20 protein-coding genes and 1 pseudogene are annotated in these 26054 nt (G+C 43.8%); 11 read left to right on the top strand and 10 right to left on the bottom strand.

Annotated features, from left to right (window positions below; all coding sequences use genetic code 11):
- Nucleotides 1–20 precede the first annotated feature (20 nt).
- Nucleotides 21–3218 carry a SusC/RagA family TonB-linked outer membrane protein gene (locus F5613_RS12265; RefSeq protein WP_179399952.1) on the bottom strand — a complete coding sequence of 1066 codons (3198 nt, stop codon included), beginning with the start codon at nucleotides 3216–3218 and terminating at the stop codon, nucleotides 21–23.
- Between the two features lie 164 nt (nucleotides 3219–3382).
- On the opposite strand from F5613_RS12265, the gene lpdA reads away from it, so the two are divergent.
- The 7 genes from lpdA to tyrS are packed head-to-tail and all read left to right on the top strand — an operon-like array spanning nucleotide 3383 to nucleotide 8896.
- The gene (lpdA, locus tag F5613_RS12260; protein ID WP_179399951.1) at nucleotides 3383–4735 is read left to right on the top strand and encodes a dihydrolipoyl dehydrogenase; all 1353 of its coding nucleotides are present in this window, start codon (nucleotides 3383–3385) and stop codon (nucleotides 4733–4735) included.
- 35 nt (nucleotides 4736–4770) lie between these two features.
- Nucleotides 4771–5529, top strand: coding sequence for a DUF4271 domain-containing protein (locus tag F5613_RS12255; RefSeq protein ID WP_317171237.1), 759 nt, complete (start codon nucleotides 4771–4773; stop codon nucleotides 5527–5529).
- A complete protein-coding gene (locus F5613_RS12250; RefSeq protein WP_068186612.1) occupies nucleotides 5526–6281 on the top strand; it encodes a uroporphyrinogen-III synthase in 756 nt (251 codons plus the stop codon). The genes F5613_RS12255 and F5613_RS12250 overlap by 4 nt, the downstream gene beginning before the upstream one ends.
- Complete coding sequence (locus F5613_RS12245; RefSeq protein ID WP_079682254.1) at nucleotides 6278–6664, top strand: ribonuclease P protein component; 387 nt, start codon at nucleotides 6278–6280, stop codon at nucleotides 6662–6664. Before F5613_RS12250 ends, F5613_RS12245 begins: the two co-directional genes overlap by 4 nt.
- Nucleotides 6661–6882 carry a membrane protein insertion efficiency factor YidD gene (gene yidD / locus F5613_RS12240; protein WP_068186567.1) on the top strand — a complete coding sequence of 74 codons (222 nt, stop codon included), beginning with the start codon at nucleotides 6661–6663 and terminating at the stop codon, nucleotides 6880–6882. Before F5613_RS12245 ends, yidD begins: the two co-directional genes overlap by 4 nt.
- 1 nt (nucleotide 6883) lies before the next feature.
- Nucleotides 6884–7549, top strand: coding sequence for a TatD family hydrolase (locus F5613_RS12235; RefSeq protein ID WP_179399950.1), 666 nt, complete (start codon nucleotides 6884–6886; stop codon nucleotides 7547–7549).
- Nucleotides 7550–7603: 54 nt separating this feature from the next.
- Nucleotides 7604–8896: a tyrosine--tRNA ligase gene (tyrS, locus tag F5613_RS12230; protein ID WP_068186571.1), complete on the top strand. Its 1293-nt coding sequence runs from the start codon at nucleotides 7604–7606 to the stop codon at nucleotides 8894–8896.
- Nucleotides 8897–9313: 417 nt separating this feature from the next.
- Here tyrS and F5613_RS12225 read toward each other — a convergent pair whose 3' ends face one another.
- From F5613_RS12225 to F5613_RS12185, 9 genes are all read right to left on the bottom strand, one after another.
- Nucleotides 9314–10429: a Fic family protein gene (locus F5613_RS12225; RefSeq protein WP_068186616.1), complete on the bottom strand. Its 1116-nt coding sequence runs from the start codon at nucleotides 10427–10429 to the stop codon at nucleotides 9314–9316.
- Between the two features lie 479 nt (nucleotides 10430–10908).
- Entirely contained in the window at nucleotides 10909–12069 is a 1161-nt protein-coding gene (locus tag F5613_RS12220) for an ISAs1 family transposase (protein ID WP_179398492.1), read from the bottom strand.
- A gap of 800 nt (nucleotides 12070–12869) precedes the next feature.
- Nucleotides 12870–14441 (bottom strand): IS66 family transposase, encoded by a 1572-nt coding sequence (tnpC, locus tag F5613_RS12215; RefSeq protein ID WP_179399234.1) that lies wholly within the window; start codon nucleotides 14439–14441, stop codon nucleotides 12870–12872.
- A gap of 92 nt (nucleotides 14442–14533) precedes the next feature.
- The gene (gene tnpB, locus F5613_RS12210; protein ID WP_179399235.1) at nucleotides 14534–14875 is read right to left on the bottom strand and encodes an IS66 family insertion sequence element accessory protein TnpB; all 342 of its coding nucleotides are present in this window, start codon (nucleotides 14873–14875) and stop codon (nucleotides 14534–14536) included.
- 4 nt (nucleotides 14876–14879) lie between these two features.
- Nucleotides 14880–15281, bottom strand: a complete 402-nt coding sequence (locus tag F5613_RS12205) for a hypothetical protein (RefSeq protein ID WP_179399236.1) — start codon at nucleotides 15279–15281, stop codon at nucleotides 14880–14882.
- Nucleotides 15282–15496: 215 nt separating this feature from the next.
- Nucleotides 15497–16309: a carboxylesterase family protein gene (locus F5613_RS12200; RefSeq protein WP_179399949.1), complete on the bottom strand. Its 813-nt coding sequence runs from the start codon at nucleotides 16307–16309 to the stop codon at nucleotides 15497–15499.
- A 705-nt stretch (nucleotides 16310–17014) separates the two neighbouring features.
- Complete coding sequence (locus tag F5613_RS12195) at nucleotides 17015–17770, bottom strand: succinate dehydrogenase/fumarate reductase iron-sulfur subunit (RefSeq protein ID WP_068186586.1); 756 nt, start codon at nucleotides 17768–17770, stop codon at nucleotides 17015–17017.
- A 39-nt stretch (nucleotides 17771–17809) separates the two neighbouring features.
- The gene (locus F5613_RS12190) at nucleotides 17810–19753 is read right to left on the bottom strand and encodes a fumarate reductase/succinate dehydrogenase flavoprotein subunit (RefSeq protein ID WP_179399948.1); all 1944 of its coding nucleotides are present in this window, start codon (nucleotides 19751–19753) and stop codon (nucleotides 17810–17812) included.
- A gap of 37 nt (nucleotides 19754–19790) precedes the next feature.
- Nucleotides 19791–20459: a succinate dehydrogenase cytochrome b subunit gene (locus F5613_RS12185; RefSeq protein WP_179399947.1), complete on the bottom strand. Its 669-nt coding sequence runs from the start codon at nucleotides 20457–20459 to the stop codon at nucleotides 19791–19793.
- A 215-nt stretch (nucleotides 20460–20674) separates the two neighbouring features.
- Between F5613_RS12185 and F5613_RS12180 the strand changes: the two genes are divergently transcribed.
- The 4 genes and pseudogenes from F5613_RS12180 to F5613_RS12165 all read left to right on the top strand — a co-directional run bounded on the left by F5613_RS12180 (nucleotide 20675) and on the right by F5613_RS12165 (nucleotide 26051).
- Nucleotides 20675–21148, top strand: a complete 474-nt coding sequence (locus F5613_RS12180) for a pyridoxamine 5'-phosphate oxidase family protein (protein ID WP_179399946.1) — start codon at nucleotides 20675–20677, stop codon at nucleotides 21146–21148.
- A gap of 67 nt (nucleotides 21149–21215) precedes the next feature.
- Nucleotides 21216–22115: a serine O-acetyltransferase gene (locus F5613_RS12175; protein ID WP_079684039.1), complete on the top strand. Its 900-nt coding sequence runs from the start codon at nucleotides 21216–21218 to the stop codon at nucleotides 22113–22115.
- A 14-nt stretch (nucleotides 22116–22129) separates the two neighbouring features.
- Nucleotides 22130–23536, top strand: a pseudogene (locus F5613_RS12170) (THUMP domain-containing protein); the annotation flags it as partial.
- Between the two features lie 361 nt (nucleotides 23537–23897).
- On the top strand, nucleotides 23898–26051 hold the full coding sequence (locus tag F5613_RS12165) for a S9 family peptidase (protein WP_246303410.1): 2154 nt from the start codon (nucleotides 23898–23900) through the stop codon (nucleotides 26049–26051).
- The last annotated feature ends 3 nt before the right edge of the window (nucleotides 26052–26054 follow it).

Below are 26054 nucleotides of genomic sequence, written 5' to 3'. Positions count from 1 at the left end.
TTCGCTGATCATTTTTATAGTTAAAACTTAGCACTGATATTGAATCCGTAAGTAATCGGAGAAGGAATGTTACCGCCATCCAGCCCCTGAATATTACCGGAGCTCTGAGTAAAGTCGGGATCAAAATTCTTATTCGCCTTCCAGATTGTCCACACATTGTTGGCAAAAACGGAGAATCTCACATCCTTCACAGCCGTATCACCCAGACGAGGAACGGTATATCCTGCCGTAATCTCCCTCAGTTTCACGTAATCCGACTTAAACACATTCTGCGCCTGTACCCCGCTGCTATGCGAGCGTCCCCATTCGAAGGCCGATACGTTTTTATCGTTGGGCCGGGTGTTTGTAACCGTATAGCTTCCATCCGCATTATAGGCAACCGTACCCTGAACACCCTCCAATACCAATCCATTCTCGCGGATACCATTGGCGGCAGTTTCCTCCAGTGTTCCGGAATACATACCGTATTGTTGGGTGATGGAATAGAAGTATCCCCCTTTGCGAACATCAATCAAGAATCCTGCGTCGAAGTTTTTATACCGGAAACTATTCCGCACTCCTCCCAGCCAATCGGGCAGCACACTTCCCAAGCCTTCAGTCTGAGCTGTTTTCGCATATACGCCATTGGCGGCAACCACCTTATTCCCTCCGCTGTCGAATACATAATTGTAACCCATCAGCTCGCCGTAAGGCTTCCCAACGGTAGCATGCAGTGCCACAAACGATGAAGCAATCTGCAATGTTTTCAGCTGGTCGTTCAGTTTTTCCACCTTGTTGTTGTTTTTCGACCAGTTGAAAGTAGCCTCCCACTGGAAATTTGCTGTCTGCACAGGCACCACATTGAGCACCACCTCAAGCCCTTTGTTGCTGATCTCTCCGGCATTCATCCACTGACTTGTATATCCGCTCGAAGCAGCCAAAGGCACCTGCATAATCTGGTTTTTGGTCAGGTTATTGTAATAGGTAAGATCCAGTCCTACGCGGTTATTCAACAATTTAAGCTCGATACCCGCCTCCACAGAATTGGTAAGTTCCGGTTTCAGATGCGCATTGTTCAATATTATATCCAGTCCGTAGTTGGGAACCCCGCCAAAGGAGCTGTTCTTGTACTCGTAGGTACGCGACAAGCTGTAGGGATCCGTATCGTTACCCACCTGGGCCCATCCCAGACGAACCTTACCGAAGTTCAGCCACGAAACAGCTTTCACCGGTTCGAGTTCGGTAAAGATAAAACTGCCCGAGAAAGAGGGATAGAAGTACGAATTCTCGTTGGCAGGCAAGGTGGAAGACCAGTCGTTACGGAAAGTCGCATCGGCAAACAACATACTTTTCCATCCCAGCGAAACATTGCCCAGCAGCGAACGGATCTCTTTCCGATAGGTCTTATCCGTAGTAAGCACACTGGTAGCGTTGCTCAGGTTATAATATTCGGGGATAATAAGTCCCCCCTGCGTTTCGCCGTTATTGATATTGCGACGCTGGTGCATCAGGTTGGTCCCGATAAAAGCATTTAAAGTAAAGTTTTTAAGAGCCGTATTATAGTGAAGCATAGCCTCGTAGTTGAACTCCTGGAACCGCTGCACCTTCTCGCTGTACATGGATGTTGTACGAGAATAGACCGCGATACGATCTTCCACCGAATAGGTGTACACGTCGCCATGTACCTTGGCCGTAGCTTTCAATCCCTTGGCAATGTTCCATTCTACGCCCGCATTTCCATACACACGGTCGCGGTTCTCGTCGGAATAACTGGTATACGAAGCCCAGTAGGGATTATCTATATATTTGGCCTTCAGGTTATCCCACGAGGTAACGTTCCAAAGTCGTTGCGATCCGTCCGGACGTTTATAGTTAGACAACTCCTTGTAATCCACCTGATTCTGTCCCCACGAGTAAGCCTGGGTAATCACATTCCGGTTGGAAGTACCTGTCCACGGACGACCAACCACCCCGGTATTCATATAATTTACGGAAGACGAGAAGATAAAGTTCTTATGTTTCAGGCTACCGCTTGCACTTAAATTGTTACGTGAAAGCTTTGAATTAGGAGTGGTTCCCGTTGCCGTACGGTTGGTGTACGATACGCGGTAATTAGCAATCTCATTTCCTCCGCGAACCGAAATATTGTTATCGAAAGCCACACCCGTCTTAAAATAATACATCAAGTCGTGCTCCGGATATTTCCATTCGGTAGTCTTCAGATAACGGGCCTCATCTTCCGGATAAAGGTTTTCCCACGAAAGTACCTGCTGACCGCTGAATTTAGGTCCCCAACTCTCGTCGATGGCATAGGCAGGCACATTGTAACTCTGTCCGTTTATAACAACCTGGTTGAAAGTCTGCTGATTGCTGGCGCCCCCTCCGTAAAATTTCTGCATGGGAGCAAAGCTGCTTCTAAGCTGGTTTTCCAGGCTGATACCCGTACTCAACGATATCTCTGTCTTATTCTTATTGGTGCCCTTCTTGGTTGTAATCAATATCACCCCGTTGTTCGCCCGCGAACCATATAAAGCAGTTGCCGAGGCTCCCTTAAGAACCGACATACTTTCTATATCGTCCGGATTGATATCGGCAGCGGTATTCCCATAATCCTTTTCGCCATACCCTATAGCCGTAGTGGTGCTACCCAACTGCGTATTGTCGATTGGCGTACCATCTATTACGTACAAAGGCTGGTTGTTTCCCAATACCGAACTCACCCCGCGAACCAACACACGGCTGGATCCACCCAAAGCACCTCCGGCGGAGATAATCTGCAAACCGGCCACCTTTCCAGAAAGCAACCCGATGGCATTGGTCTGACGCGATTTGGTCAGCTCCTCACCCTTTACATCCTGTACCGCATAGCTCAGGGCCTTCTTCTCTCTGGATATACCCAAGGCAGTAACCACTACCTCGTCTATATTGATCAGATCGGGCAACAGCACGAACCTTAACTCCTTTCCTGCTGCAGCAGGAAGTTCCTGCGATTTGTAACCCAGTGAAGAGGCTACAAGAATAGCCTCCGCAGCAGGCAGACTGATTGAAAACTGTCCGTTGCCGTCGGTAACCACCCCGTTGGTTTTTCCTTTCTCATACACTGTGACGAAAGGAAAAGGGGTATTGTCTTCTCCGTTGATCACCTGTCCTTTTACTGTAATCTGCGCACCCGCCTTCACCAGGATAAACAGTGAGAGAACAAGGAACAGCGCTTTTCTGATGAATTCTTTGTTTCGCATTATGGTAACTTTTTTAATTAATTCATTTAATGCGACAAAATTATGCCGAACAACATGTTTAGGAAATACCATACCTATGGTATATTTATAAATTGTAATTCTCGATAAAAAGAGTTAATATTGCAGTCATCTTACAATACTTTAAAACCATAATTAAATTAAACATGAAGTACAATGTTGCCATAATAGGGGGAGGTCCCGCAGGCTATACGGCAGCCGAAAAAGCTGCAGCTCAGGGCCTTTCTGTCGTCCTGTTCGAAAAAAATGCTTTAGGAGGCGTATGTCTCAACGAAGGATGTGTGCCCACGAAGACACTTCTTTACTCGGCCAAAGTATACGATACACTGAAACACGCATCCAAATACGGCATATCGGCCGATGCCTTCTCGTTCGACATGGACAAAATCATAGCCCGAAAAAATAAAATTGTAAAAAAGCTGACCGGAGGCATCAAGCTGAAAATGAAAGAACATCACGTGGAGGTGATACAGGGCGAAGCCTGCATCCGGGGCTGTGCGGCCGACGGAACTATCACCATCACCTGTGCCGACGATACCTTCGAGGCGGAGAACCTGCTGATATGCACCGGGTCCGAAACAGTTATACCCCCCATCCCCGGCTTGGCCGAGGCTCCCTTCTGGACCAACAGAGAGGCGCTGCAAAGCAAGGAACTTCCTTCATCGCTGGTAATTATAGGCGGAGGCGTTATCGGGATGGAATTTGCCTCCTTCTTCAACAGCATGGGTACAGAGGTGCATGTTATCGAGATGATGGACGAAATACTGGGAGGTATGGATCGCGAGATATCGGCCATGCTGCGGGCAGAATACACGAAGAAAGGGGTTAAGTTTCAGCTGGGAACCACGGTTACGGCCATACACGGCAACACGGTGGAGGTTTCGAAAGACGGAGCTGTAAGCACCGTTACAGCCGAAAAGATACTAGTAAGCGTAGGCAGGCGTCCGGTTAGCAAAGGATTCGGACTGGAAACACTGGAACTGGAGATGAACCGGGCCGGTATTAAGGTAAATCCATTTATGCAGACTTCGCGCCCCAATGTATATGCCTGCGGAGACATAACCGGCTTTTCGCTTCTGGCGCATACAGCTGTAAGCGAAGCCGAACTGGCAATCAAACATATCCTGGGTAAGGCTCCGCAGGGAATCAACTATCTTACAGTTCCGGGGGTGGTCTATACCAATCCGGAGGTTGCCGGAGTCGGAAAAACAGAAGAACAACTGCAGCAAGAGGGTGTTGCCTATACGAGCCGTAAACTACCAATGGCCTTTTCGGGCAGGTTTGTTGCGGAAAACGAACAAGGAAACGGACTGTGTAAAATATTGCTGTCGGCAGACGGCACCATCCTGGGCGCCCATCTGCTGGGTAACCCTGCATCCGAACTTATCGTCAACCTGGGTATAGCCATTGAAAAGAATATGACAGCCCGGGAACTTAATTCCATGGTTTTTCCACATCCAACGGTGGGAGAAATCATAAAGGAGACTTTATTTACATAGAAATAGCTACCTTTGTACCCAAATAAAACGTAATAGTGAGTACATTGGTAACCATACAAGCTAGCGGAACCCACGGATTTGAAGGATTTGTGGGTATCCGTCTCTGGGACGGACAACTGATCAACGATGTAATGTTTGCATTACTTCTTGTTCAGTTGTCAGTTTTTGCCATTGTGTACCGTAATTATATCCGTCACTTCATTAAGATGACAAAAGATGTGTTTCTGGTTAAAGAGCGCCACAGTCTCTTTACACAAACCGTCTCCAACGATGTTTTTTACAGAAACTTCATGACTTACCAGGCACTTTTATTGTGCTCGCTTGCCATCTACGCCATCGGCCGGTCGTACGGATACGTATCCCGGTTAAACGAAACACAGACTCTGCTCACCATCGCAGGCCTGTTGGGTGTATCCTTCCTGTTTTATCAGTTCAAGCAATTCATCTATTTCATTATGGGTGTCATAATGGACGACCACTTCAAATACAAGCTGTGGAAAACAAGTTATAACGCCATCATCGGTTTATGGGGTGTTGTTTTATATTTGCCTGTTTTATGGCTCTCTTTCGTAGAAACCTATACGGCTACCCCCACAATATTGTTCATTATTAGCTATATTTTGTGTCGATTTGCAATTATTTACAAAACGATACGGATATTTTACAAGAAAAAAAGCGATTTATTCTACTTAAGTTTGTACCTTTGCGCCCAAGAAATTTTACCTCTGGTATTTTTGTACGAAGGTTTAACTTATTTGTATAACTTTATCGAGACAAGTACTTTATGGCATTGAAAATAAAAAAAGTATTGGTGTCACAACCCAAGCCTGCAACCGAGAAATCTCCGTATTTCGATATAGCAGAGAAATTTGGAGTGGAAATAGATTTCCGCCCATTTTTTAAAGTAGAACCGTTAACTTCCAAAGAGTTCAGACAACAGAAAATCTCCATTTTGGATCATACAGCCGTGGTGTTTACATCGAGGCATGCTATCAATCACTTCTTCCATCTGTGCGAAGAGCTGAGGGTTGCCATTCCGGAGACGATGAAATACTTCTGTGTTACGGAAGCAATTGCAGTTTACCTGCAAAAATACATTGTATACAGAAAGCGCAAGATCTTTTTCGGTCAGACCGGAAAAGTGGAAGATCTGGCCGTTGTTATAGGTAAACATCCCAAGGAAAAATACCTGATACCTGTATCCGATATACACAAGGAAGATTTAATTTCGTTGCTTGAAGCAAAGAAAATCAGCTACACCAAAGCGGTTATGTACAGAACAGTAAGCAACGATTTTGAGGATAACGAGAAATTCGATTACGATATGCTGGTATTCTTCAGCCCGTCCGGAATCTCTTCTTTATTGAAGAACTTCCCCAACTTCGAGCAGAAAGATATCAAGATCGGATGTTTCGGACCTACAACCGCTAAAGCAATCAAAGATGCCGGTTTAAGGCTGGACATGGAAGCTCCCACGCCGGAGGCTCCCTCCATCACAGCTGCCCTGGAAATGTACCTGAAAAAGCAGCAGTCCGAAAAAGGATGATAGACAGAAGGCATACTCTTTCAAAAGAAGAACGGCTTTCGTGGAAACGTCACATTGATTTGTTGTTTGCCGAAGGCCGTTCTTTTATATCTTTCCCCCTTCGGGTAGTATATCTTCCGGTAGAAGAAAAGGAGCTCCCGTCGAGGGTAGCCATCATGGCCAGTGTACCCAAAAAGAAATTCAAACGGGCCAACAAGCGGAACCTTATTAAAAGGCAGATACGCGAAAGCTACCGGATACACAAATACGACCTGATTGATCCGCTGCAAGAGAAAGGAACCAGCATGCTTGTCGCCTTCTTATATGTAGATAAGGAGATCCGCTCCTTTGCCGAGATTGAAAAATCCATGATCAAGGCCCTGAAGGCCCTCAAAGATAAATGAAGAAATTCTTCACCTACATCCTGTTATTGCCGGTATATTTTTATAAGTATTTTATTTCACCCATGACTCCGGCTGCGTGCAGGTACACCCCTACCTGTTCCGAATATGCTGTGCAGGCCCTCAGGAAACACGGTCCCATCAAAGGACTCTATCTGGCTATAAAACGAATACTCCGCTGCAACCCCTGGGGAGGAAGCGGTTACGATCCGGTTCCCTGACATGCATTACGTAGATATACATACCCACCACACCCCTCACCAGGCATCCTCCGGTGCAGACTCATACGCCTGTATCGTAAATCTGATCATCGCAACGGAAGGGCAGCAACTGCCAAACACTCCAAACGAAAACGGCATCTACTATTCGGCAGGCATACACCCGTGGTACATCAGCGACCCCGACCAGCAAATGGAGCTGCTGCGCCACACCTGCAACCTGCCGGGCATCGTGGCACTGGGTGAAGCCGGACTGGACACGCTTGCCTCCACGCCTTTCATCCTGCAGGAAAAAGTCTTCCGCCAGCAGATAGCCTTGTCTGAAGCGCTCTGCAAACCGCTGGTTATACACTGCGTAAAAGCCTGGCAACAGCTAATCACCTTCAAAAAAGAGACGACTCCCCGCATGCCCTGGGTGATACACGGGTTCAGGGGCAACAAGCAATTGGCCGAACAGCTCATACGCCAGGATTGCTGGCTCTCCTTCGGCGAAAAATTCAATCCAGAAGCCGTACGGGCAGCCTATCCGAACCGTATCCTGGCGGAAACGGACGAAAGCCTGCTCTCCATCCAAAAAATATACCAACAGCTTGCTGATACCTCCGGAATAGATGCACATCTATTTTCCAACACATTAAGAGAGAATGTTCGCACGGTTTTTACTATTTGATTTAAAAATAAGTACTAACTTTGCCTCACTCAAATAATACAATAATTTAGTACGATGAATTTTGTTGAAGAATTAAGATGGAGAGGCATGATTCATGACATGATGCCCGGTACAGAAGAACAGTTACAAAAAGAGATGACCTCTGCTTACGTTGGTATCGATCCAACCGCAGATTCTTTACATATTGGACACCTGGTAGGCGTTATGATGTTAAAGCACCTGCAGCGTGCCGGTCACCGGCCCATCGCCTTGATAGGCGGCGCTACCGGAATGATTGGCGACCCATCCTTAAAATCGGCAGAGCGTAACTTATTGGACGAAGCCACCCTTCGTCATAACCAGGAAAGTATTAAAAACCAGCTGGCTAAGTTTCTGGATTTCGATTCGGACGCACCTAATGCCGCCAAGCTGGTTAACAACTACGACTGGATGAAAGACTACTCATTCCTGAATTTCATTCGCGACATCGGTAAACACCTTACCGTAAACTATATGATGTCTAAAGACTCCGTAAAGAAACGCCTCAGCTCGGAATCAAACGTAGGTATGTCTTTTACTGAATTCTCGTATCAGCTGCTGCAGGGATACGACTTCCTGTACCTGTACCAGCACGAAGGATGCAGACTGCAGATGGGAGGCTCCGATCAATGGGGTAACATCACAACCGGAACAGAACTGATCCGCCGCAAGCAGGGAGGCGAAGCCTTCGCCCTTACCTGTCCGCTTATCACCAAAGCAGACGGTGGCAAGTTTGGTAAAACCGAATCGGGTAACGTGTGGCTGGACCGCCGCTATACCTCTCCCTACAAATTTTATCAATTCTGGCTTAACGTAAGCGATGCCGACGCAGCCAAATATATAAAGATCTTCACTGCCCTGAGCAAAGAAGAGATTGCCGACCTGGAGGCAGAACAGGCAGCCGCACCCCACCTGCGTCCGTTGCAGAAGCGTCTGGCCAAAGAGGTAACCATCATGGTACACTCTGAGGAAGACTACAATGCAGCCGTAGAGGCATCCAACATCCTGTTTGGCAATGCCACATCCGAAGCCCTCAAGAAGCTGGACGAAGATACTCTGTTGGCCGTATTCGAAGGGGTACCTCAATTTGAAGTATCCATGGACGAATTTGCTACAGGCATCAAAGCTGTAGATCTGTTTACAGAAAAAGCTGCCGTATTCCCCTCCAAAGGCGAAATGCGCAAGCTGGTTCAGAGCGGTGGTGTAAGTGTAAATAAGGAAAAGCTGGCAGCGGCCGACGAGGTAGTAACCTCTGCATCGTTGCTGAATAACAAATACTTACTTGTACAAAAGGGTAAGAAGAACTACTTCCTGCTCATTATAAAGTAAAATTTCGAGCAATAGATTTGCAAAGTTAAAAAATATGCTTACCTTTGCAACGCTTTACAATAAAGCATCGGATTGTCTCATGGTGTAACGGTAGCACTACAGTTTTTGGTTCTGTCTGTCGAGGTTCGAATCCTCGTGAGACAACAGAAAGGAAAAAAGGTTTGGAATGAAAATTTCAAACCTTTTTCTTTTATAATAGAAACTTCATAAATAATAGATCAAGTATTGGATCAACACAAAAGTTGAGCAATTGACGAAGACCAATTTACGTAAAGGTTTTGCGATTTTCTTTACACGTTTTCCGAACATGTAAAGGTTTTGCGATTTTCTTTACACGTTTTCCGAACATGTAAAGGTTTTGCGATTTTCTTTACACGTTTTCCGAACATGTAAAGATTTTGCGGTTTTCTTTACATGTTATCCGTTAGAATCTATCGAATCTACGAACTCCGATTCCAAGTGAAATGCGTTAATCAAAAGATTGAATAATTTTTCGTTTAAATAGAAATTTTCTCTGCCTAATTTTAGTTTTACCACTAACCCTCTCGCTTCTAATTGTTTCAAATAGGAACTTGCTGTTGGGCGGCTAATTGAAAGTTCCTTCATCACAAATTCAATACGTGTATAAGGGTGACGAAACAAATTATTCAGAAGATCCTGCGAGTAAATCTTTGATAAATTATCACGAATATCCTTTTTGAATTGAGCCATTAGTTTTTTTACACCCTCTACCAAATTTATGGTTTCAATGGCAGTAAGTTCAACGCCCTTAAGCATAAATAATATCCATTCTTCCCAAGCATGCTCATCCCTTACTTTTTGGAGCAATTCATAATATTTACCTTTATTCTTAATTACGTACCGGCTTAAATACAGAACCGGCAAATCGAGCAACCCTTGTTGTACAAGATAAAGGATATTAATGATACGCCCCGTACGCCCATTACCATCACTAAATGGATGAATACTTTCAAACTGGTGGTGTATGATAGCCATCTTAACCAGTGGATCCAAATCGCTAATTGATTCATCGTTAATGAACTTTTCGAGATTTGACATATAATTTTGAATCAAATCAATGCTTTGTGGAGGTTCGTAGACAATTTCCTGAGTTCGTTCATTTTTGAGCGTTGTACCGGGTGTAACTCTGAAACCGGAATCATTTTGTTTTACATTCCTGAAAATTTCAATTATAGCATTGTTGGTCAACAGATGCTTTTTTGAGACCATTTCAAAACCACGTTTTAAAGCATCTGCATAAGTTTGCACTTCTTTAGCACCTGCAGACGCAAATTGGTGTATAAAGAGCTCTGCTTTATAAAGTTCATCGTGCGTAGTAATAATACTTTCGATAGCAGAACTGTCTTTAGCTTCCTGCAAAGCGAGTGTATTTATAAGAATAGATGCATTGGGCATAGATTTCACTACTCCTTTCAGCTCGGCTAACCTGCGGTTGGCCTCGATTGTTTGCTTTAACACAGCCTTCGTTTCGACATCGAAACTTAGGGGTAATTCGGGGATTTTGTAACTCATATTACTATATATATCACAAAAGTAAGAATAATAATCTGATTTATTTTTTTTAACGAATTTTGTGTATATAACAATTGAAAATGATACAAGATTCCTGATGAAATGTATATCAGTACTCATTGTTTGCGAAGATAAAAAAGTAATCTAAACGTAGGTCATATTCTTTTATTTTTGATCCATTTGGGAGGCTTTCATTCCATGAGACGTAAAAAAATAAAAATTACTTTAGCAATCTAATTACAGTTTGTGAAAAGTGGCACATTTAGTGTAATACATTCAGATATACAATTCAGCTGCCAGTTAAGATTAAATTCTCATGTTAACAAAAGCCGTTTTTATTAACATGAGAAAAATATGATGTTAAGTAAATCGTATTGAATAAATTTGAATTTCTTCCTTATTCTTAAACACTTTTCCTTATATGTTTAACCGATTTGTAAACGAAGATTAATTTCTTTCCATACGACAGGGCAGACGCATTAAAATTTCTCCACAGAAAGTATGCTTTGGAGAACGTCGTCAGACCATCCTGCTGATTTTCTTTTGCGAGCAATGCTACTTTTACTTTCATAGTGCTTTAACATAGATAAAGCTGTTTTAGAGACAAGCGAAAAGTTGACGGCAGCATTGTTCTTCTTTCTTCCGTAATCTTCATTAAACGAGACATCCAATTGCCAGTGTAAATTATTTTCCACAGACCAGTGTTTTCTGACAGAACTAGCGATTAATTCAGCATCTAAAGCTAATGAAGAAATATAGTATCTGGTTTCTTTTTGTTTACGAGGGCCTTTTTCGCCTGGAACGGTACGCTCTGTAATGACACAGGCAAATGTTTTCAAACCAGCCCATTGAGTGAAGTCTTTAGTATTTAACCAGTATAGGTTGTCACAGGCTATGCAAGTTCTTTTTTCCAAACGACCATGTCCAGTCTCGCTCTTCTCGTAAACGCTTACCCGGTTGGGCTTCTCAGCACTCCAAATGGTGAAAAAATGTTCTATTTCTTTGTATAAATGCATATGGTTGTTTTTCACAGCCAAAACGTAATCAGCTTCTTTGTCTATTATTTTAGATGCTATTGTCTTTTGACATCCCATAGCATCAATAGTGATTATACACTCTTTAATATCTAATGCTTCCAATAGTTCGGGGATAGCGGTAATTTCATTGGATTTTTCTTCTGTCTTGATTTGTCCAAGGCTTATTCCATTGTCTGCGGCCCAGGCACTTACCATGTGAAGTTTATATTTGGGACTCGATGGTTTTAAGTAGGTACCTCTGAATAATTTAGCCTCTTCAGACTCATATGCTCCGCATATTGTTTTGCCGTCGATAGCAACCACGCCTTTATACTTGCCACATATGGATTTAACCCATTCTCTGAATTGATTTTCAAAATATGAGGTATCCAAGACTGTGAAAAATCGGTTAAATGTATCATGTGAGGGTATTCCATTAAAAGAAGGGATCGTACGAGAGAAGAAATCAATTTTACAATGACCAAAGTCTTCTATTTCATTCCATGTCTCGGCCCCGCAAATAACGGCAGCTAACGTAATATAAATAATAGTTTCTGCAGAGTGAACCTTATTTCTGTCAAAACGATAATCTTCGATACTTGAAGCAAAAGCAAGCAATGTCATATTTTATGTATTTAAACTATTGATAATAAGGTAAATATACGATTTTTTACTGAGATATCAATGAGTTTAAGTGATTATTTTGAAGATTTATTATCTTTCTTTTCGTAGTTGTAATTACCGTTTTTGGGCTCTTTTTAGTAATGTCAATATGACTTCAAACTGAACTTAAATATTCTGATTAAAGTTTTAACTTAACAAAGTTGTCGTAGCAAAAAGATACATCCAATTTTTAGAGACGGTTATTATTTTTAAAGCAAATTTTATCACATACAATATGTACGATTAATATTAAATATGGCTATTTTAATCTTATTTTAAATTGACGATGTTTTGATACAATAAATTATGAACGTCAGATATGCTATGTTTAATATATTGAATATCTGCATTATATATATACACATTAAGTAATAATCCTTACTCTTTTAGCTCTAAAATAATATGCGTCTGCCCTGTTTCATTCCAGACTTTACTCGTCTTCCAACTGAGGGACAATAGTCACACAGCTGAGGGACCATTGTCACACAGATGGAAGACAATGATCACTCAGATGTGGGACGAAGAATATACTTTAGGTTAATGACTAATCATCGTTATGAAAAGCATTAAATCCTTAAGGGAAAACCTCTGATTCAGGAATGAAAAACGTTTAAAACTTCCGCTTAAGATTAAAGTTGTACTTACGGAGGTGCTCAACGGTCTGATTACAGTCTGTCGAACCATACAAGATAGTATCCTGAAAACACCTCTGAGACGTAAGCGTCTCCGCGATACCGTCTTGTAAGATTTATTAATTGTTATTAGAGTTTAGTCCACTTGTCTGGAAGTAAATCGCGATATATTTGATCGGGAGCGGTTGGACTTATGTATGCCAGTCGGTTTAGTATGTCCGTAAAGTATTCGAAGGAGTTTATATTATGAAGTTTGCAGGAGATGGATAGCGAGTAGAGCAATGCCGTTCTTTTAGCTCCGGCATGACTGCCACAAAAAAGAGAGTTTTTTCTGCTTAAAGATATGCTTCGCATACATCTTTCCACGGCATTGTTATCCAACGCATAGTCCGGACGTACAATGTAATTACACAGTGCATCGTACTCGTTGAGAGTATAATTCACGGCCTTCGAGAGGGGACTCTTGGGAAGGGTGGATGGATTGGATTGTATTTCCAACAGTTTGCTTTTTAGTTCAGCCAGTATGGGTGGGGCGTACTCTTGTCTATGTTCAAGGATTTTGTCGGGCTTCCATTTCGGGTCAATCTTATGCTCCGCCTGATAAAGCCGGTTGATTATGTTGACAATTCCGATGGCTTCTTTATCGTTTGCGAGATCCAGGAACTGACGCTTGCAGTGCTGGAAGCATGCCAGCCGGATTACATCAGGATAGGTATCGGTCTCAAGTATTTTATAGTTGATCAGCCCGTCACTCTGGATGGCTCCTTTGTAATGATTGCCGATATAGTTGGTCAGAACCTCCCGGGATCGAGACCCGTTTTCATAAAAGTACTGGACCAATTTCTTTGTATTGGCCAGCGCAGCCCAGATATACCCTTTGCGTACGCCCTTACCATCCTTGTTTTTCTCTTTGGTAAGGATGGTATGGTAACTTTCATCCATACAAAGATAGTCATCTTCAAGGATCGCTGTATGAAGAACATCATCCAGGCGGTCCATTAATCCGGCAGACTTCTTAATCAGTCCGTGGGCGGTAGCTTTGTTTAATTCAAAGCCATTTTCTGTAAAATACTTGACAATCCGCTCCACAGGCATGGAGTAAACATACCGCAGTTGAAGCATGCCGGCGATAAAGGAGGCATCATAGTTTGAGTTCTGCAGGGGAGATCTGGGGGCTTTACCCGAGTAAACCTTTTCCTGCTGTACGCAATTATATTGTCTGTATATGATTTTCTTAAAAGTAGCCTTGCTGTAGGTATACATGACGGAGTCTACAGATCCGATCACCCTGGCCTTTTCTTTGTCAAAGGCAGGATCATCGGGATATACATGCTCGACAATGGTTTCTAGAGAGAAGTATTCTTTCCGTTTGGCATTGTTGTTTCCGCGGTCTTTGGGCAAAACAGGGGGAGCGGTTTCTGTCGGTTCTTCTTTTGCGGTATCGGGCACAAGCTTTTCCGATTTATTGGAGAGAAGCTTGCTCATTCTCCGGTTTTTCCCCTCAACCTTCTGCATGTCCCCGTTCTTTTGAAGCAGGCTTTTTTCCAGCGAACGGATTGTTTCGGTTAAACTACCAACCTGGACAGAGAGTCTTTCTATTTGTTCAGATTGCCGGACGAGTTGTTCCAAATACATCTTTTCCCTTTGAGCGGAAAGTTTCAGCTGGTCTTCCTGTAGTTCAATAATCCGTTTGCTATTCATGTCATAAAGATACGGACAATACTTCGGATATCAAAGTAAATTACAATAAATAATTTAGCTATGTATTTGGTATACAATATATTAAGCCTTATCTAAAACCTTCTCCTGTACTTTGCCGAACGGACCGAGACGCCCTCCATTATCAAGACAAAGGTCTTCCATTTCATCTCAAACTCATTGTTTGAAGGGTTAAATCGGGGGACTTCAAAGGTGCCCCGTTCCAGCTTTTTCTGATACAAAACAAATCCACCGTCTTCCCAGTGAAGGATCTTAATTAACGACCGGTTCCTGCCAAGGAAGAGAAAAACCTCTCCCGACAAAGGATTCCGTTTCATGTCTGTCTTCACTAACTGGTATAGGGAATAGATGCCTTTGCGCATGTCCACGTAATGCGGACATAGATAATAGCTCATGGATTCTGTAAGTGCAAACATCGGATTATTGGTTAAAATAGGTTTGTATAAATTTATTCAGATCTTCCTGGCTAATCTCTTTAATGGTTATAATTACGCCATCGGGAAAAGTGATGTTGACGCCTTTAAGCACAGGGAAAACATTCCCTGTGAAAACCGGTTTTTCTGATGCTTCCTTTATAAAGGAGAGCGGATAGAGTTGTTGTCCTTCACAAGAGGCTTGCTCAGGAGTGGAGGCAGAAGTATCGGGTAATACGGGACGAGGCTTGAGATCTGCTACTTTGATCGAATGCCTGCTCATCCAATTCTGGATACCTCCGTAGCAGACATGACGTTCTTTGCAATAGTCCCGTAAAGTCATGCTACTTAAAATACAGATTTGCCTGTACTCTTCGATTGCCAATGCATAAAGTTCGGATGCTTTCATTTGTTTCTTTTTTGAAAACAAAGGTAAAGGGGATCAAATGTGTTCACAAGATGGCATCGCGGAGACGCTTACGATGAAAGAGAAAAAATGATAGATGATTTATACATCTATCATTTTTTTATGGATTGATATACTGACTGTTAACCCTCAAAAATGAGGGATGACAGATGTTTTTGCGTTTAATTCGTGTTGGAACGGATTAACGCAATTACAGACTACTTTTTAACCTGTTTGAACATCCAGCTCAGGAAGTCGGGTTCTTTAAAAGCGGGTACCCAGCTTCCGTGGTTTACTCCGGGGTATTCGGTATATTGCACTTCGGCTCCGATGGACTTCAGGGTTTTATAGGCTTCCTGCGAGAACTTGGGTAGTACTACATCGTCGTCTGCTCCGTGGAAAAGACGGAACGGGGTTTTGCCTTTATACCTGGCCAGACGGTCGGTATTGACTGCTCCGCAGATAGGAACAGCTGCCGCAAAGAGGTTGGGGTAACGGCATACGAGGTCGAAGGTTCCCATTCCTCCCATAGAGAGTCCCGTTACATAGATGCGCTTGGTATCTACCACCCCTTTGGCAATGTAACTGTCCAGCAGTTCTTTTACCGCCGCAAGGGGTTCGGTGATGGGGGCATTGGCCGGGAAGGTTCTGAACATGCGTTCCTGGGGTGTAACCGGACGTTTAATGGCTACCCAGTAGTTCTTGGTAGGTACGTCGGGCTGTTCGGGGCATTGTGGCGCCAGCACAATGGCGGGATAGTCTGCCCGGTTCTGCAGATTGGTAAAGAGGTCCCATCCGTGTACCAGCTGTTTCTCGTTGTCGTTGCCACGCTCGCCCGCTCCGTGCAGGAACAGGATTACGGGATATTTCTGCTCCGGACAATAGTCTGCGGGCAGCAGCACCCGATAGTTCAGCTTATAGCCGTTTTGGGAGGTAAACTGTTTTTTAAGGAAGCTCAGCTTGTCGCCGGCCGTGGCCTGAAGCGCTGTAAGCAGGCAGAGAAATAATGTAACACTTCTAAGGAATCTCATAATAAACTGTTTATTGTTAATCTGCGCGCAAGTTAATATCTTTTCGGTACATATCCGACTGAGAATAGGGAAAATTTACTTGTAAGGCAATAGTATGCGGGGTTGTCTGAAATATAAATCATATGAGTGGAAAGGATGCATTCACTAGCAGAATGGGATTTTGGGGATAGAAACATCTATAAACAATTAAAGGATGTCTCCCGACATCCCCTAACCAAACTTTGTTAACCTTAAATCTAATACTATTATGAAAAAACCACGATACAAAGATACGGGCTATATTCGGGTTTGTCAAGTCTTTTTTGTCTAAAACATGTTAAATAACATATAATTACCTTTCATAGGAGTAAAGGGGAGTTTGTATAAAAAATCAGGGGATGTCATCCCGACATCCCCTAACCAATCTTTGTTAACCTTTAATTTAATACTATTATGAAAAAACCTATTGCAAACATAACAAACATTTTTCATATTGTCAACATTTTGGCAGTTTTAATTTACATAAGTATATAACAAAAAGATTTAATATTTCAATATGAAATATTAAATCAACTAATAACATACATTTGATAATTTATAAGATCTATCGCTTTCAAATTACAACCTCTCGCAACTGCCTGAACAGGCAGAGGCCTTTTCAGAGAGAAAACAAAAAAAAGGATGCCTTTTGGGCATCCTTTTTCTTATTGTAAGTTGTGAGAACTCTTAGTCTCTTAGCTTGGCTACAAGGAACTCACGATTCAAGCGAGCAATGTTGCTTACCGAAATACTCTTCGGACATTCAACTTCGCAGGCACGGGTGTTTGTACAGTTACCAAAGCCCAGCTCGTCCATTTTGGCAACCATTGCTTTTGCACGGCGTGCACCTTCAATCTGTCCCTGAGGAAGCAGAGCAAGCTGACTAACCTTAGCTGAAACAAACAACATAGCCGATCCGTTTTTGCAGGCTGCAACACAAGCACCACAACCGATACAAGCAGCAGCATCCATAGCTTCTTCTGCCTTGTACTGAGGAATGGGTATTGCATTAGCATCAGGTATACCACCTGTGTTTACAGAAACGAAACCACCCGACTGCATGATCTTATCGAATGCGGTACGATCCACCATCAAGTCGCGGATAACCGGGAAACCGGCCGAACGCCATGGCTCGATTGTAATCGTGTCGCCGTCATTGAAACGACGCATGTGAAGCTGGCAAGTAGTAACTGCACTGTCTGGTCCGTGAGGGTGTCCGTTAATGTACAAAGAGCACATACCACAAATACCTTCGCGACAGTCGTGGTCAAAAACTACAGGATCTTTTCCCTCGTTGATTAATTGCTCGTTCAGGATATCCAGCATTTCAAGGAAAGAACTTCCCTGGGAAATTCCTTTAAGCGGATACGTTTCGAAAAAGCCCTTTTCTTTCGGACCTTTCTGACGCCAAACTTTCAGTGTGATATCAATATTTTTATCCATGATTTTAATCTTTACTTTAATTTTACGACTACTTACTCCTTAGCTCTTGTAATTACGTTGCTGACGAACAATAAATTCGTAGTCAAGCTCTTCTTTCAACATCACAGGAGCTTTATCTTCTCCCTGATACTGCCAGCAAGATACATACGCGAATTTATCATCGTGACGTAACGCTTCACCTTCTTCGGTCTGGTGTTCAAGACGGAAGTGTCCGCCACAAGATTCTTCTCTGTCGAGAGCATCGTGAGCCATCAATTCGCCTATTTCAATAAAGTCGGCCAAACGAAGCGCTTTTTCAAGCTCAACGTTCAAATCATTTCCTGAACCAGGGATACGAAGATCACTCCAGAATTCCTTCTTCAGATCGCTCAACTTCTGGATAGCTGCCTTCAAACCTTCGGCATCACGTCCCATACCAACGAAGTCCCACATGATGTGACCCAGTTTCTTATGCAAGCTGTCTACAGAATGCTGACCTTTGATGTTCATCAACTTGTTGATGCGAGCCTGGATTTCTTTTTCTGCTTCCACAAATTCAGGTAAATCTGTACTGAAACGAGGAACACGAATCTGATCGGCCAGGTAGTTCTGGATAGTATAAGGCAATACGAAATAACCATCGGCCAAACCTTGCATCAATGCAGAAGCTCCCAAACGGTTTGCTCCGTGATCGGAGAAGTTTGCTTCACCAATGGCGAACAATCCGGGAACTGATGTCATCAATTCGTAATCAACCCAAAGACCACCCATTGTATAGTGGATAGCCGGATAGATCATCATAGGAGTTACATATGGATCATCGTCAACAATCTTTTCGTACATCTGGAAGAGGTTACCATATTTAGCTTCCACCACTTTTTTACCCAGGCGTTGGATAGCATCGGCAAAATCAAGGTATACGGCCAATCCGGTTGTACCAACACCGTAACCGGCATCGCAACGTTCTTTAGCTGCACGCGAAGCTACGTCGCGGGGAACCAGGTTACCGAAAGCCGGATAGCGTCTTTCCAGATAGTAGTCGCGGTCTTCTTCCTTAATGGCGGTTGGCTTAAGCTTGCCGGCACGGATTGCTTCCGCATCTTTAATATTTTTAGGAACCCAGATACGTCCGTCGTTACGTAAAGATTCGGACATCAAGGTCAGTTTTGACTGGAATTCACCGTGAACAGGGATACAGGTAGGGTGGATCTGAGCCATACATGGGTTGGCAAAATAAGCACCTTTTCTATAGCACTGAACAGCAGCAGAACCGTTTGAAGTCATCGCATTGGTAGAAAGGAAGAATGTGTTTCCATAACCACCGGTAGCTACAACAACTGCGTGTGCAGAGAAACGTTCTGTTTTACCTGTAACCAGGTTACGGGCGATGATACCGCGTGCACGACCGTCAACCTTAACCAAGTCAAGCATTTCGTAGCGGGTATACAATTTAACAGCACCCTTGCCAACCTGACGGCTCAATGCAGAGTAGGCACCAAGAAGCAACTGCTGTCCGGTCTGACCACGTGCGTAGAATGTACGGGATACCTGAGCACCACCAAAAGAGCGGTTATCCAGCAAACCACCATATTCGCGAGCGAAAGGTACACCCTGAGCCACACATTGGTCGATGATGGAGTTAGACACTTCTGCCAGACGATATACGTTAGCCTCGCGTGCACGGTAGTCGCCACCCTTGATTGTATCGTAGAACAAACGGTAAACCGAGTCGCCGTCGTTTTGATAGTTCTTTGCCGCATTGATACCACCTTGTGCAGCGATAGAGTGTGCACGACGTGGAGAATCCTGAATACAGAAATTCAACACATTGAAACCCAGCTCACCCAGAGAGGCAGCAGCCGAAGCTCCGGCAAGACCTGTACCAACTACAATGATATCCAGACGACGTTTGTTAGCGGGATTCACCAGCTTCTGGTGATTTTTATAATTACTCCACTTCTCAGCCAACGGCCCCTGAGGGATTTTTGAATCTATTTTAGTCATAATTCTTATTCTTTTAAGTTGTCAGACATTCATGATATTAAGCTGCACAGCAAGCACCGAAAGGAGCAAAGTAGAAGTATACAGCTACAACAGCGAAACCAACGGCAAGGATAGTAGCGTAGATGATACCGATCATTTTCAGACGGCTGTACCATTTCTTGTTGTTAATTCCCAGTGTCTGGAATGCACTCCAGAAACCATGAGTAAGGTGAAGCCATACAGCCAAGATCCAAGCCAGATAAACTGCAACTACAACCGGATTTTTGAACACAGTGACAATCAATTCTGATCCCAACATCGACTCTTCGCCTTTCCACTCCAGCAATTGCATCTTTGCCCAAAAGTGAGTAAGGTGGAAAACCAATACACCAAGAACAATTGCGCCTAAAACGAACATGTTCTTTGAAGCCCAGCTTACTTGTGTTTTGCTGGCCGATGCATACTTGTCGTTGCCTCTGGCTTTCTGATTCTGCAAGGTTAACATGCCCGCATAGATGATGTGAACAATGAAACCTGCTGCTAACACAGGAACCATTAACTGAATGACTGGATTGGTACCCATGAAATGACATACGGCATCATAACCATCCAGCGAGAATACCGCCACTAAGTTCATCACCATGTGTACTGTTAAAAATACGATCAGAAAAAGCCCTGAGATACTCATAATCAGCTTTCTTCCGATAGAAGAATTAAGTAACCACATAAGATAATAATTTAAGTTATTTAATTATATTTAAAAATTACGTTCGTGTCACGTACAAAAAGTCTGGCAAAGGTATGCTAAATCCCCATATCACGCAAACGATTAAAGAAATATTTCGCCAATCAGCGCAGGAGATTCGAAACAATAAAAGCCATACTTTTGTTACCGCAAAAAAAACCGTATGTTTGTATGCATAAAAGTAAGACAAAATCTTTATGAAAACACTTATTATCACTGAAAAAGAGGAAATAGAACAAATAATTGTCAAATGTACGGTATGTTTTGTGGGATTGGCAGATACGGACCTCACCCCTTATGTAATTCCCATGAATTTTGGATATAAAGAAGGTACAGTCTACCTGCACTCCGCACAAGAGGGAAGAAGTATCGACATTCTGTCTAGAAACCCCCAAATATGCATCACCTTCAGCACCGACCACGCCCTTGTATTTCAGCACCCACAGGTTGCCTGCAGCTACCGGATGCGGTCTAAAAGCGTTATCGGATGGGGGACCGTGCTTTTTGAAGAAGATTTCGACAAAAAGAAAGAGGCATTGGACATCATCATGCACCAATATACTCAAAAAGAGTTCACCTATTCGGACCCTGCCGTTAAAAATGTAAAGATATGGAAAGTGGCGTTAGACACCCTTACATGCAAAGTATTCGGCGAACCGCATAAGAAGTAGGCCACGTAATTGTCGGTATTTCAATCTTTATTACTATTTTTGCACCAAATTATGAATACTTTATCTCATGGGCTTGCAGAAGCATAGTACAATACTGGCTGACACAGTTGAACAACTTTCGGACGAGGCATCGTATAAACAACTGTTTCATGCGTATCGCGATGAGGAAGCCCTCCCTTCCGGCGAAGTATTGAAAGAGATCGTGGATCTTTGCAGATCCATTCTTTTTCCGGGCTATTATGGAAATGCCCGGATAAGCAAACAGACTATTCGATTTCAGACGGGAGTGAACATAGAAATGCTTCACGAACGGTTGTCCGGGCAGATTTATGCAGGACTTTGCTTTGCCGACAGCTCCTGCACGGCATGTCCGGAAGAAAAAATAAGCGAGCAGGCAAAGAGATTATCAGAAGCATTTATAAAAACTCTTCCCGAAATCAGGGAGATACTTGCTACAGACGCCGAAGCTACTTTTAACGGAGATCCGGCGGCACAGAATGTTGGTGAGGTAATATTCTGCTATCCGGGATTCAGAGCCATCGTTGGTTACCGTATCGCACACCGGCTATACAGTCTGGGCGTTCCTTTTATTCCGCGAATGATTACCGAAATGGCGCATAGCGAAACAGGGATAGACATCCACCCGGGGGCCACCATCGGCCATTCCTTTTCCATCGACCATGGAACCGGAACCGTAATAGGAGAAACCAGCGTGATCGGAAATTCGGTAAGGATATTTCAGGGAGTCAGTCTTGCCGGCGAAAAATTACCTCCCGACGAAAACGGACAAACCATACGTGGTGTGGCACGACACCCCATCCTGGAAGACGATGTTACGGTTTATTCCAATTCTACTCTTATCGGACGCATCCGCGTTGGAAAAGGAGCTACCATTTGCGGAAACGTTTGGATTGCCCAGGACGTACCTGCGGGAATGGTTATCACACAAAACAATGCATTAAGATAATATATTAAAAACAAATGAATAACGAGACGTTTGAAATGGTGGCTAAAACCCTCTATGGTTTAGAGGAAGTATTAGCCGGTGAGTTAATTTCGCTGGGAGCCAATGAGGTGCAGATCGGTCGCCGGATGGTTTCCTTCGAAGGCAACATGGAGTTGCTTTACAAGGCTAATTTCTATTGCCGTACCGCACTCCGCATCCTGAAACCCATCTATCACTTCAAAGCCAAAGATGCCGACACAGTTTACAAAGAGGTGAAAAAGATAGAATGGGAAAAATACCTGTCTTTAGATAAAACGTTTGCCATTGACTCGGTAATTTATTCTGAAGACTTTAACCATTCCAAGTTTGTTGCTTATCGTACCAAAGATGCGATTGTTGATTATTTCATGGAGAAATACGAAAAACGTCCGTCTGTACGCGTAAGTAATCCCGATTTATACATTAACATTCATATTTCTCATAACGACTGTACACTTTCTATCGACAGTTCGGGCGAGAGTCTGCACAAACGCGGATACCGGGTTGATCAGACGGAAGCCCCTCTGAATGAGGTTCTGGCTGCCGGGTTGATCATGAAGACGGGCTGGAAAGGGGAATCCAACTTCGTGGATCCGATGTGTGGTTCCGGAACGTTGCTTATAGAAGCAGCTATGATCGCCCTGAATATCGCTCCCGGTATTCATCGTAAAAACTTCGCCTTCGAAAAGTGGGTCGACTTTGATCAGGAGTTGTTCGACCGGATTTATAACGACGAATCCAACGAAAAAGAATTCACATTCAAGTGCTACGGATCGGATATCAGTCCGGACGCCATTGAAATTGCCAGAACGAACGTTCGTAGTGCCGGTCTCTCCAAGTACATTGACCTGCAGGTGCTTCCATTACAGCAATACCAGGAACCACCCAGACCAGGGATCATGGTTACCAACCCTCCTTACGGAGAGCGTATCTCTTCTCGCGACTTAATGGGCCTTTACGCGATGATCGGCGAGCGCATGAAACATGTCTTTACCGGCTATAAAGTTTGGATATTGAGCTACAAGGACGAATGTTTTGAAAAGATAGGATTACGCCCCAGTGATAAAATGAAGGTAATAAACGGTTCGCTGGATTGTGAATTCCGTTGCTACGATATATTTGAAGGAAAAAACAAGGACTATAAGAAAGCTTTGGCCGAAGGAGAAGAAGCTTCAGATGTTTCTACCGAAAGACCGGCCCGTTCGTTTAGCAGTGACCGACCCGCAAGAAACGAAAATTCATCCGGAGGTGAAAGAGCTCCACGCAAGGAGTACAGCGAACGTCCGGAGCGGAAAAACTTCAAAACAGACCGGATGGACCGTCCGGACAGAAGATTTGCCGCCGCACACAGCGAAACGGAAGAGGAAAAAGCAGCTTTTGCTCCGGGAAAACGTTTCTTCGGAGAAGATCGCAACGACGGAAAACCTGCACGCAAACAATTTGGCAGAGAGGATGCAAAACGTTCTAAAGACAAACCTTTTGAACGTCCTGTAAAATCAAGTTTCTCGCCTGGCGGTCCGGGAAAGTCTAGTTTCTCGCCAGGCGGACCCGGTAAAAAGAAGTTTGATGATCGTCCGGCTAAGATGAAATATAAAGATGACGACCGCTTTGGCGGGAAAAACTTCAAAGACAAGGGTAAGCCGTTTAAAGATAAAAAAGAAGGAAAGGACTTTCGGGATAGTCGCATCGACAAACGAAGCTTTAGTGACCTGCCTATTAAAAAGATAAAAGGAGATGATGATTTATAATCAATACAAAAGGAGGATGGCTTCCATCCTCTTTTACATTGTATGTTTTACGTTGCCTATGGGAATACATGGCCAGAATAAACAATTTACACTGGATGATCTGATTCCCGGGGGGAAGACATACAGCAAATTTACGCCACGCACTTTAAAACAACTGCAATGGAGCGGAACTACTTATCTGTATGCTAAAGGTGATAGTGTATTGGGTGGCAAACCGGGTAAAAAGAGTAAAGAAACAGTATTGTTTACACGCGCATCGTTAAATGAAGCTCTTATGGCTGCCGGACTTAAAACAGTTTCCGGCTTACCGGCTTTTACCGTGACGGATCATGACAAGACGGAACTGGTTTTCGAATCTAAACAGGTACGGGTTCAGTACGATTGGAAAGCGGGTAAGGTGGTTTCATTCCGTAAAGTGGATGAAAACTGGAAAAATTGTGACTGGACTGCCGATAATAAATGGCTGGCATTTACCGAAGATAATAACCTCCGAGTGGTTGGTCCCGATGAAAAAGTAATGGAAGTAACTGCCGACCATGACAAAGGGATTGTAAACGGTCAGTCTGTGCACCGAAATGAATTTGGAATCAGCAAAGGTACTTTCTGGTCGCCCAACGGAAACAAACTGGCCTTTTACAGAATGGACGAGCGAATGGTTACAGACTATCCCATCGTGGATGTTACGGCCCGCACGGCTGTAGCAAATCCTATTAAGTATCCCATGGCCGGAATGAAAAGCCATGAGGTTACTGTTGGTGTTTACAATCCATCCACCGGTAAAACGGTATTTCTACAGACTGGTACACCAAAGGACAAGTATCTGACCAACCTTGCCTGGAGTCCCGACGGACAAAGCATCTACCTTGCAGAGGTAAACCGCGAACAGAATGTGTGCAACCTGGTTCGTTACGATGCCAACACCGGAAAACGCGAAGTCATTCTCTTTACGGAAGAAGATTCCGCCTATGTGGAACCACAGAATCCCGTCTTGTTTTTACCTCAAAATTCCGATCGTTTTATCTGGCAAAGTATGCGGGATGGTTTCAACCACCTATATTTGTATGACATCAACGGTAAATTGGTAAAACAGCTTACCAAGGGTGATTGGATTGTGACGGATGTTGTAGGCTTTGATGCCTCAGGAAAGAATCTGTTCTATATGTCTACCGAGGTAAGCCCGATGGAACGTCATCTGTATAGTGTCAACCTGGCATCGGGAGTCATAAAGAAACATACCACCCTGGAGGGAACACACCAGATTAAACTGGCTCCCGGCGGAGAGGCTTTTATAGATCAGTTTTCAAGTCAGCATAACCCCCGTACCATACAGGTTACGACTGTTGCCTCGGGTCAATCGCTCGAATTGCTGAAAGCATCCAATCCTTACAAAGATTACGCATTTCCGGAAATTGTAACCGGCACCATCAAAGCTGCCGACGGCACGACCGATCTGTACTACCGACTTGTAAAACCGGTGGGAATGGACGAAACAAAAAAATACCCCGCTGTAGTTTATGTATATGGAGGTCCGCATGCCCAGCTGGTGAATAACACCTGGATGGCCGACGCACGGGGATGGGACTTATACATGGCTCAAATGGGATTTGTTGTATTTACGGTAGACAGCAGAGGTTCTGCCAACCGTGGTGCAGCATTCGAACAGGTGATTCACCGTAACCTGGGTGTAAATGAAATGGCCGATCAGATTAAAGGAGTTGAGTTCTTAAAATCGCTTCCTTACGTAGATGGCGACAAACTTGGTGTACATGGATGGAGTTACGGCGGGTTTATGACCACCAATCTGATGCTGAGCTATCCCGACATATTCAAGGTAGGTGTTGCAGGTGGTCCGGTGATTGACTGGCAATATTACGAAATAATGTACGGCGAACGCTATATGGACACACCCAAAGAGAACCCGGAAGGCTACAAAAATGCCAACCTGAAACTGAAGGCAGGCAACTTGAAAGGACATCTTTTGCTTATTCACGGAGATATTGATCCGGTGGTTGTATGGCAGCACAGCCTTACCTTCCTGAAAGCTTGCGTGAATGAGGGAACCTATCCGGACTATTTCGTCTATCCCGGACACGAACACAATGTGATTGGAAAGGATCGTCCGCATCTGTCGGAAAAGATCACCCGCTATTTTATGGATTATCTGAAATAATAA

This window comes from Macellibacteroides fermentans (assembly GCF_013409575.1).
In the GTDB taxonomy this organism is placed as follows: domain Bacteria; phylum Bacteroidota; class Bacteroidia; order Bacteroidales; family Tannerellaceae; genus Macellibacteroides; species Macellibacteroides fermentans.
The sequence above is the reverse complement of the archived record's forward strand: the minus strand, read 5'-3'. Positions and strand labels throughout refer to the sequence as shown.

Bases quoted from the DNA above. Each gene is read 5' to 3' on its own strand.
- tnpB (WP_179399235.1), bottom strand. From the start codon at position 14,875: ATGTTTGCACTTACAGAATCCATGAGCTATTATCTATGTCCGCATTAC.
- F5613_RS12180 (WP_179399946.1), top strand. From the start codon at position 20,675: ATGAAAACACTTATTATCACTGAAAAAGAGGAAATAGAACAAATAATT.
- F5613_RS12195 (WP_068186586.1), bottom strand. From the start codon at position 17,770: ATGGATAAAAATATTGATATCACACTGAAAGTTTGGCGTCAGAAAGGT.
- lpdA (WP_179399951.1), top strand. From the start codon at position 3,383: ATGAAGTACAATGTTGCCATAATAGGGGGAGGTCCCGCAGGCTATACG.
- F5613_RS12205 (WP_179399236.1), bottom strand. From the start codon at position 15,281: ATGAAAGCATCCGAACTTTATGCATTGGCAATCGAAGAGTACAGGCAA.
- F5613_RS12190 (WP_179399948.1), bottom strand. From the start codon at position 19,753: ATGACTAAAATAGATTCAAAAATCCCTCAGGGGCCGTTGGCTGAGAAG.
- F5613_RS12185 (WP_179399947.1), bottom strand. From the start codon at position 20,459: ATGTGGTTACTTAATTCTTCTATCGGAAGAAAGCTGATTATGAGTATC.
- F5613_RS12165 (WP_246303410.1), top strand. From the start codon at position 23,898: ATGGCTTCCATCCTCTTTTACATTGTATGTTTTACGTTGCCTATGGGA.
- yidD (WP_068186567.1), top strand. From the start codon at position 6,661: ATGAAGAAATTCTTCACCTACATCCTGTTATTGCCGGTATATTTTTAT.
- F5613_RS12220 (WP_179398492.1), bottom strand. From the start codon at position 12,069: ATGACATTGCTTGCTTTTGCTTCAAGTATCGAAGATTATCGTTTTGAC.
- tyrS (WP_068186571.1), top strand. From the start codon at position 7,604: ATGAATTTTGTTGAAGAATTAAGATGGAGAGGCATGATTCATGACATG.
- F5613_RS12200 (WP_179399949.1), bottom strand. From the start codon at position 16,309: ATGAGATTCCTTAGAAGTGTTACATTATTTCTCTGCCTGCTTACAGCG.
- tnpC (WP_179399234.1), bottom strand. From the start codon at position 14,441: ATGAATAGCAAACGGATTATTGAACTACAGGAAGACCAGCTGAAACTT.
- F5613_RS12245 (WP_079682254.1), top strand. From the start codon at position 6,278: ATGATAGACAGAAGGCATACTCTTTCAAAAGAAGAACGGCTTTCGTGG.
- F5613_RS12265 (WP_179399952.1), bottom strand. From the start codon at position 3,218: ATGCGAAACAAAGAATTCATCAGAAAAGCGCTGTTCCTTGTTCTCTCA.
- F5613_RS12235 (WP_179399950.1), top strand. From the start codon at position 6,884: ATGCATTACGTAGATATACATACCCACCACACCCCTCACCAGGCATCC.
- F5613_RS12175 (WP_079684039.1), top strand. From the start codon at position 21,216: ATGGGCTTGCAGAAGCATAGTACAATACTGGCTGACACAGTTGAACAA.
- F5613_RS12225 (WP_068186616.1), bottom strand. From the start codon at position 10,429: ATGAGTTACAAAATCCCCGAATTACCCCTAAGTTTCGATGTCGAAACG.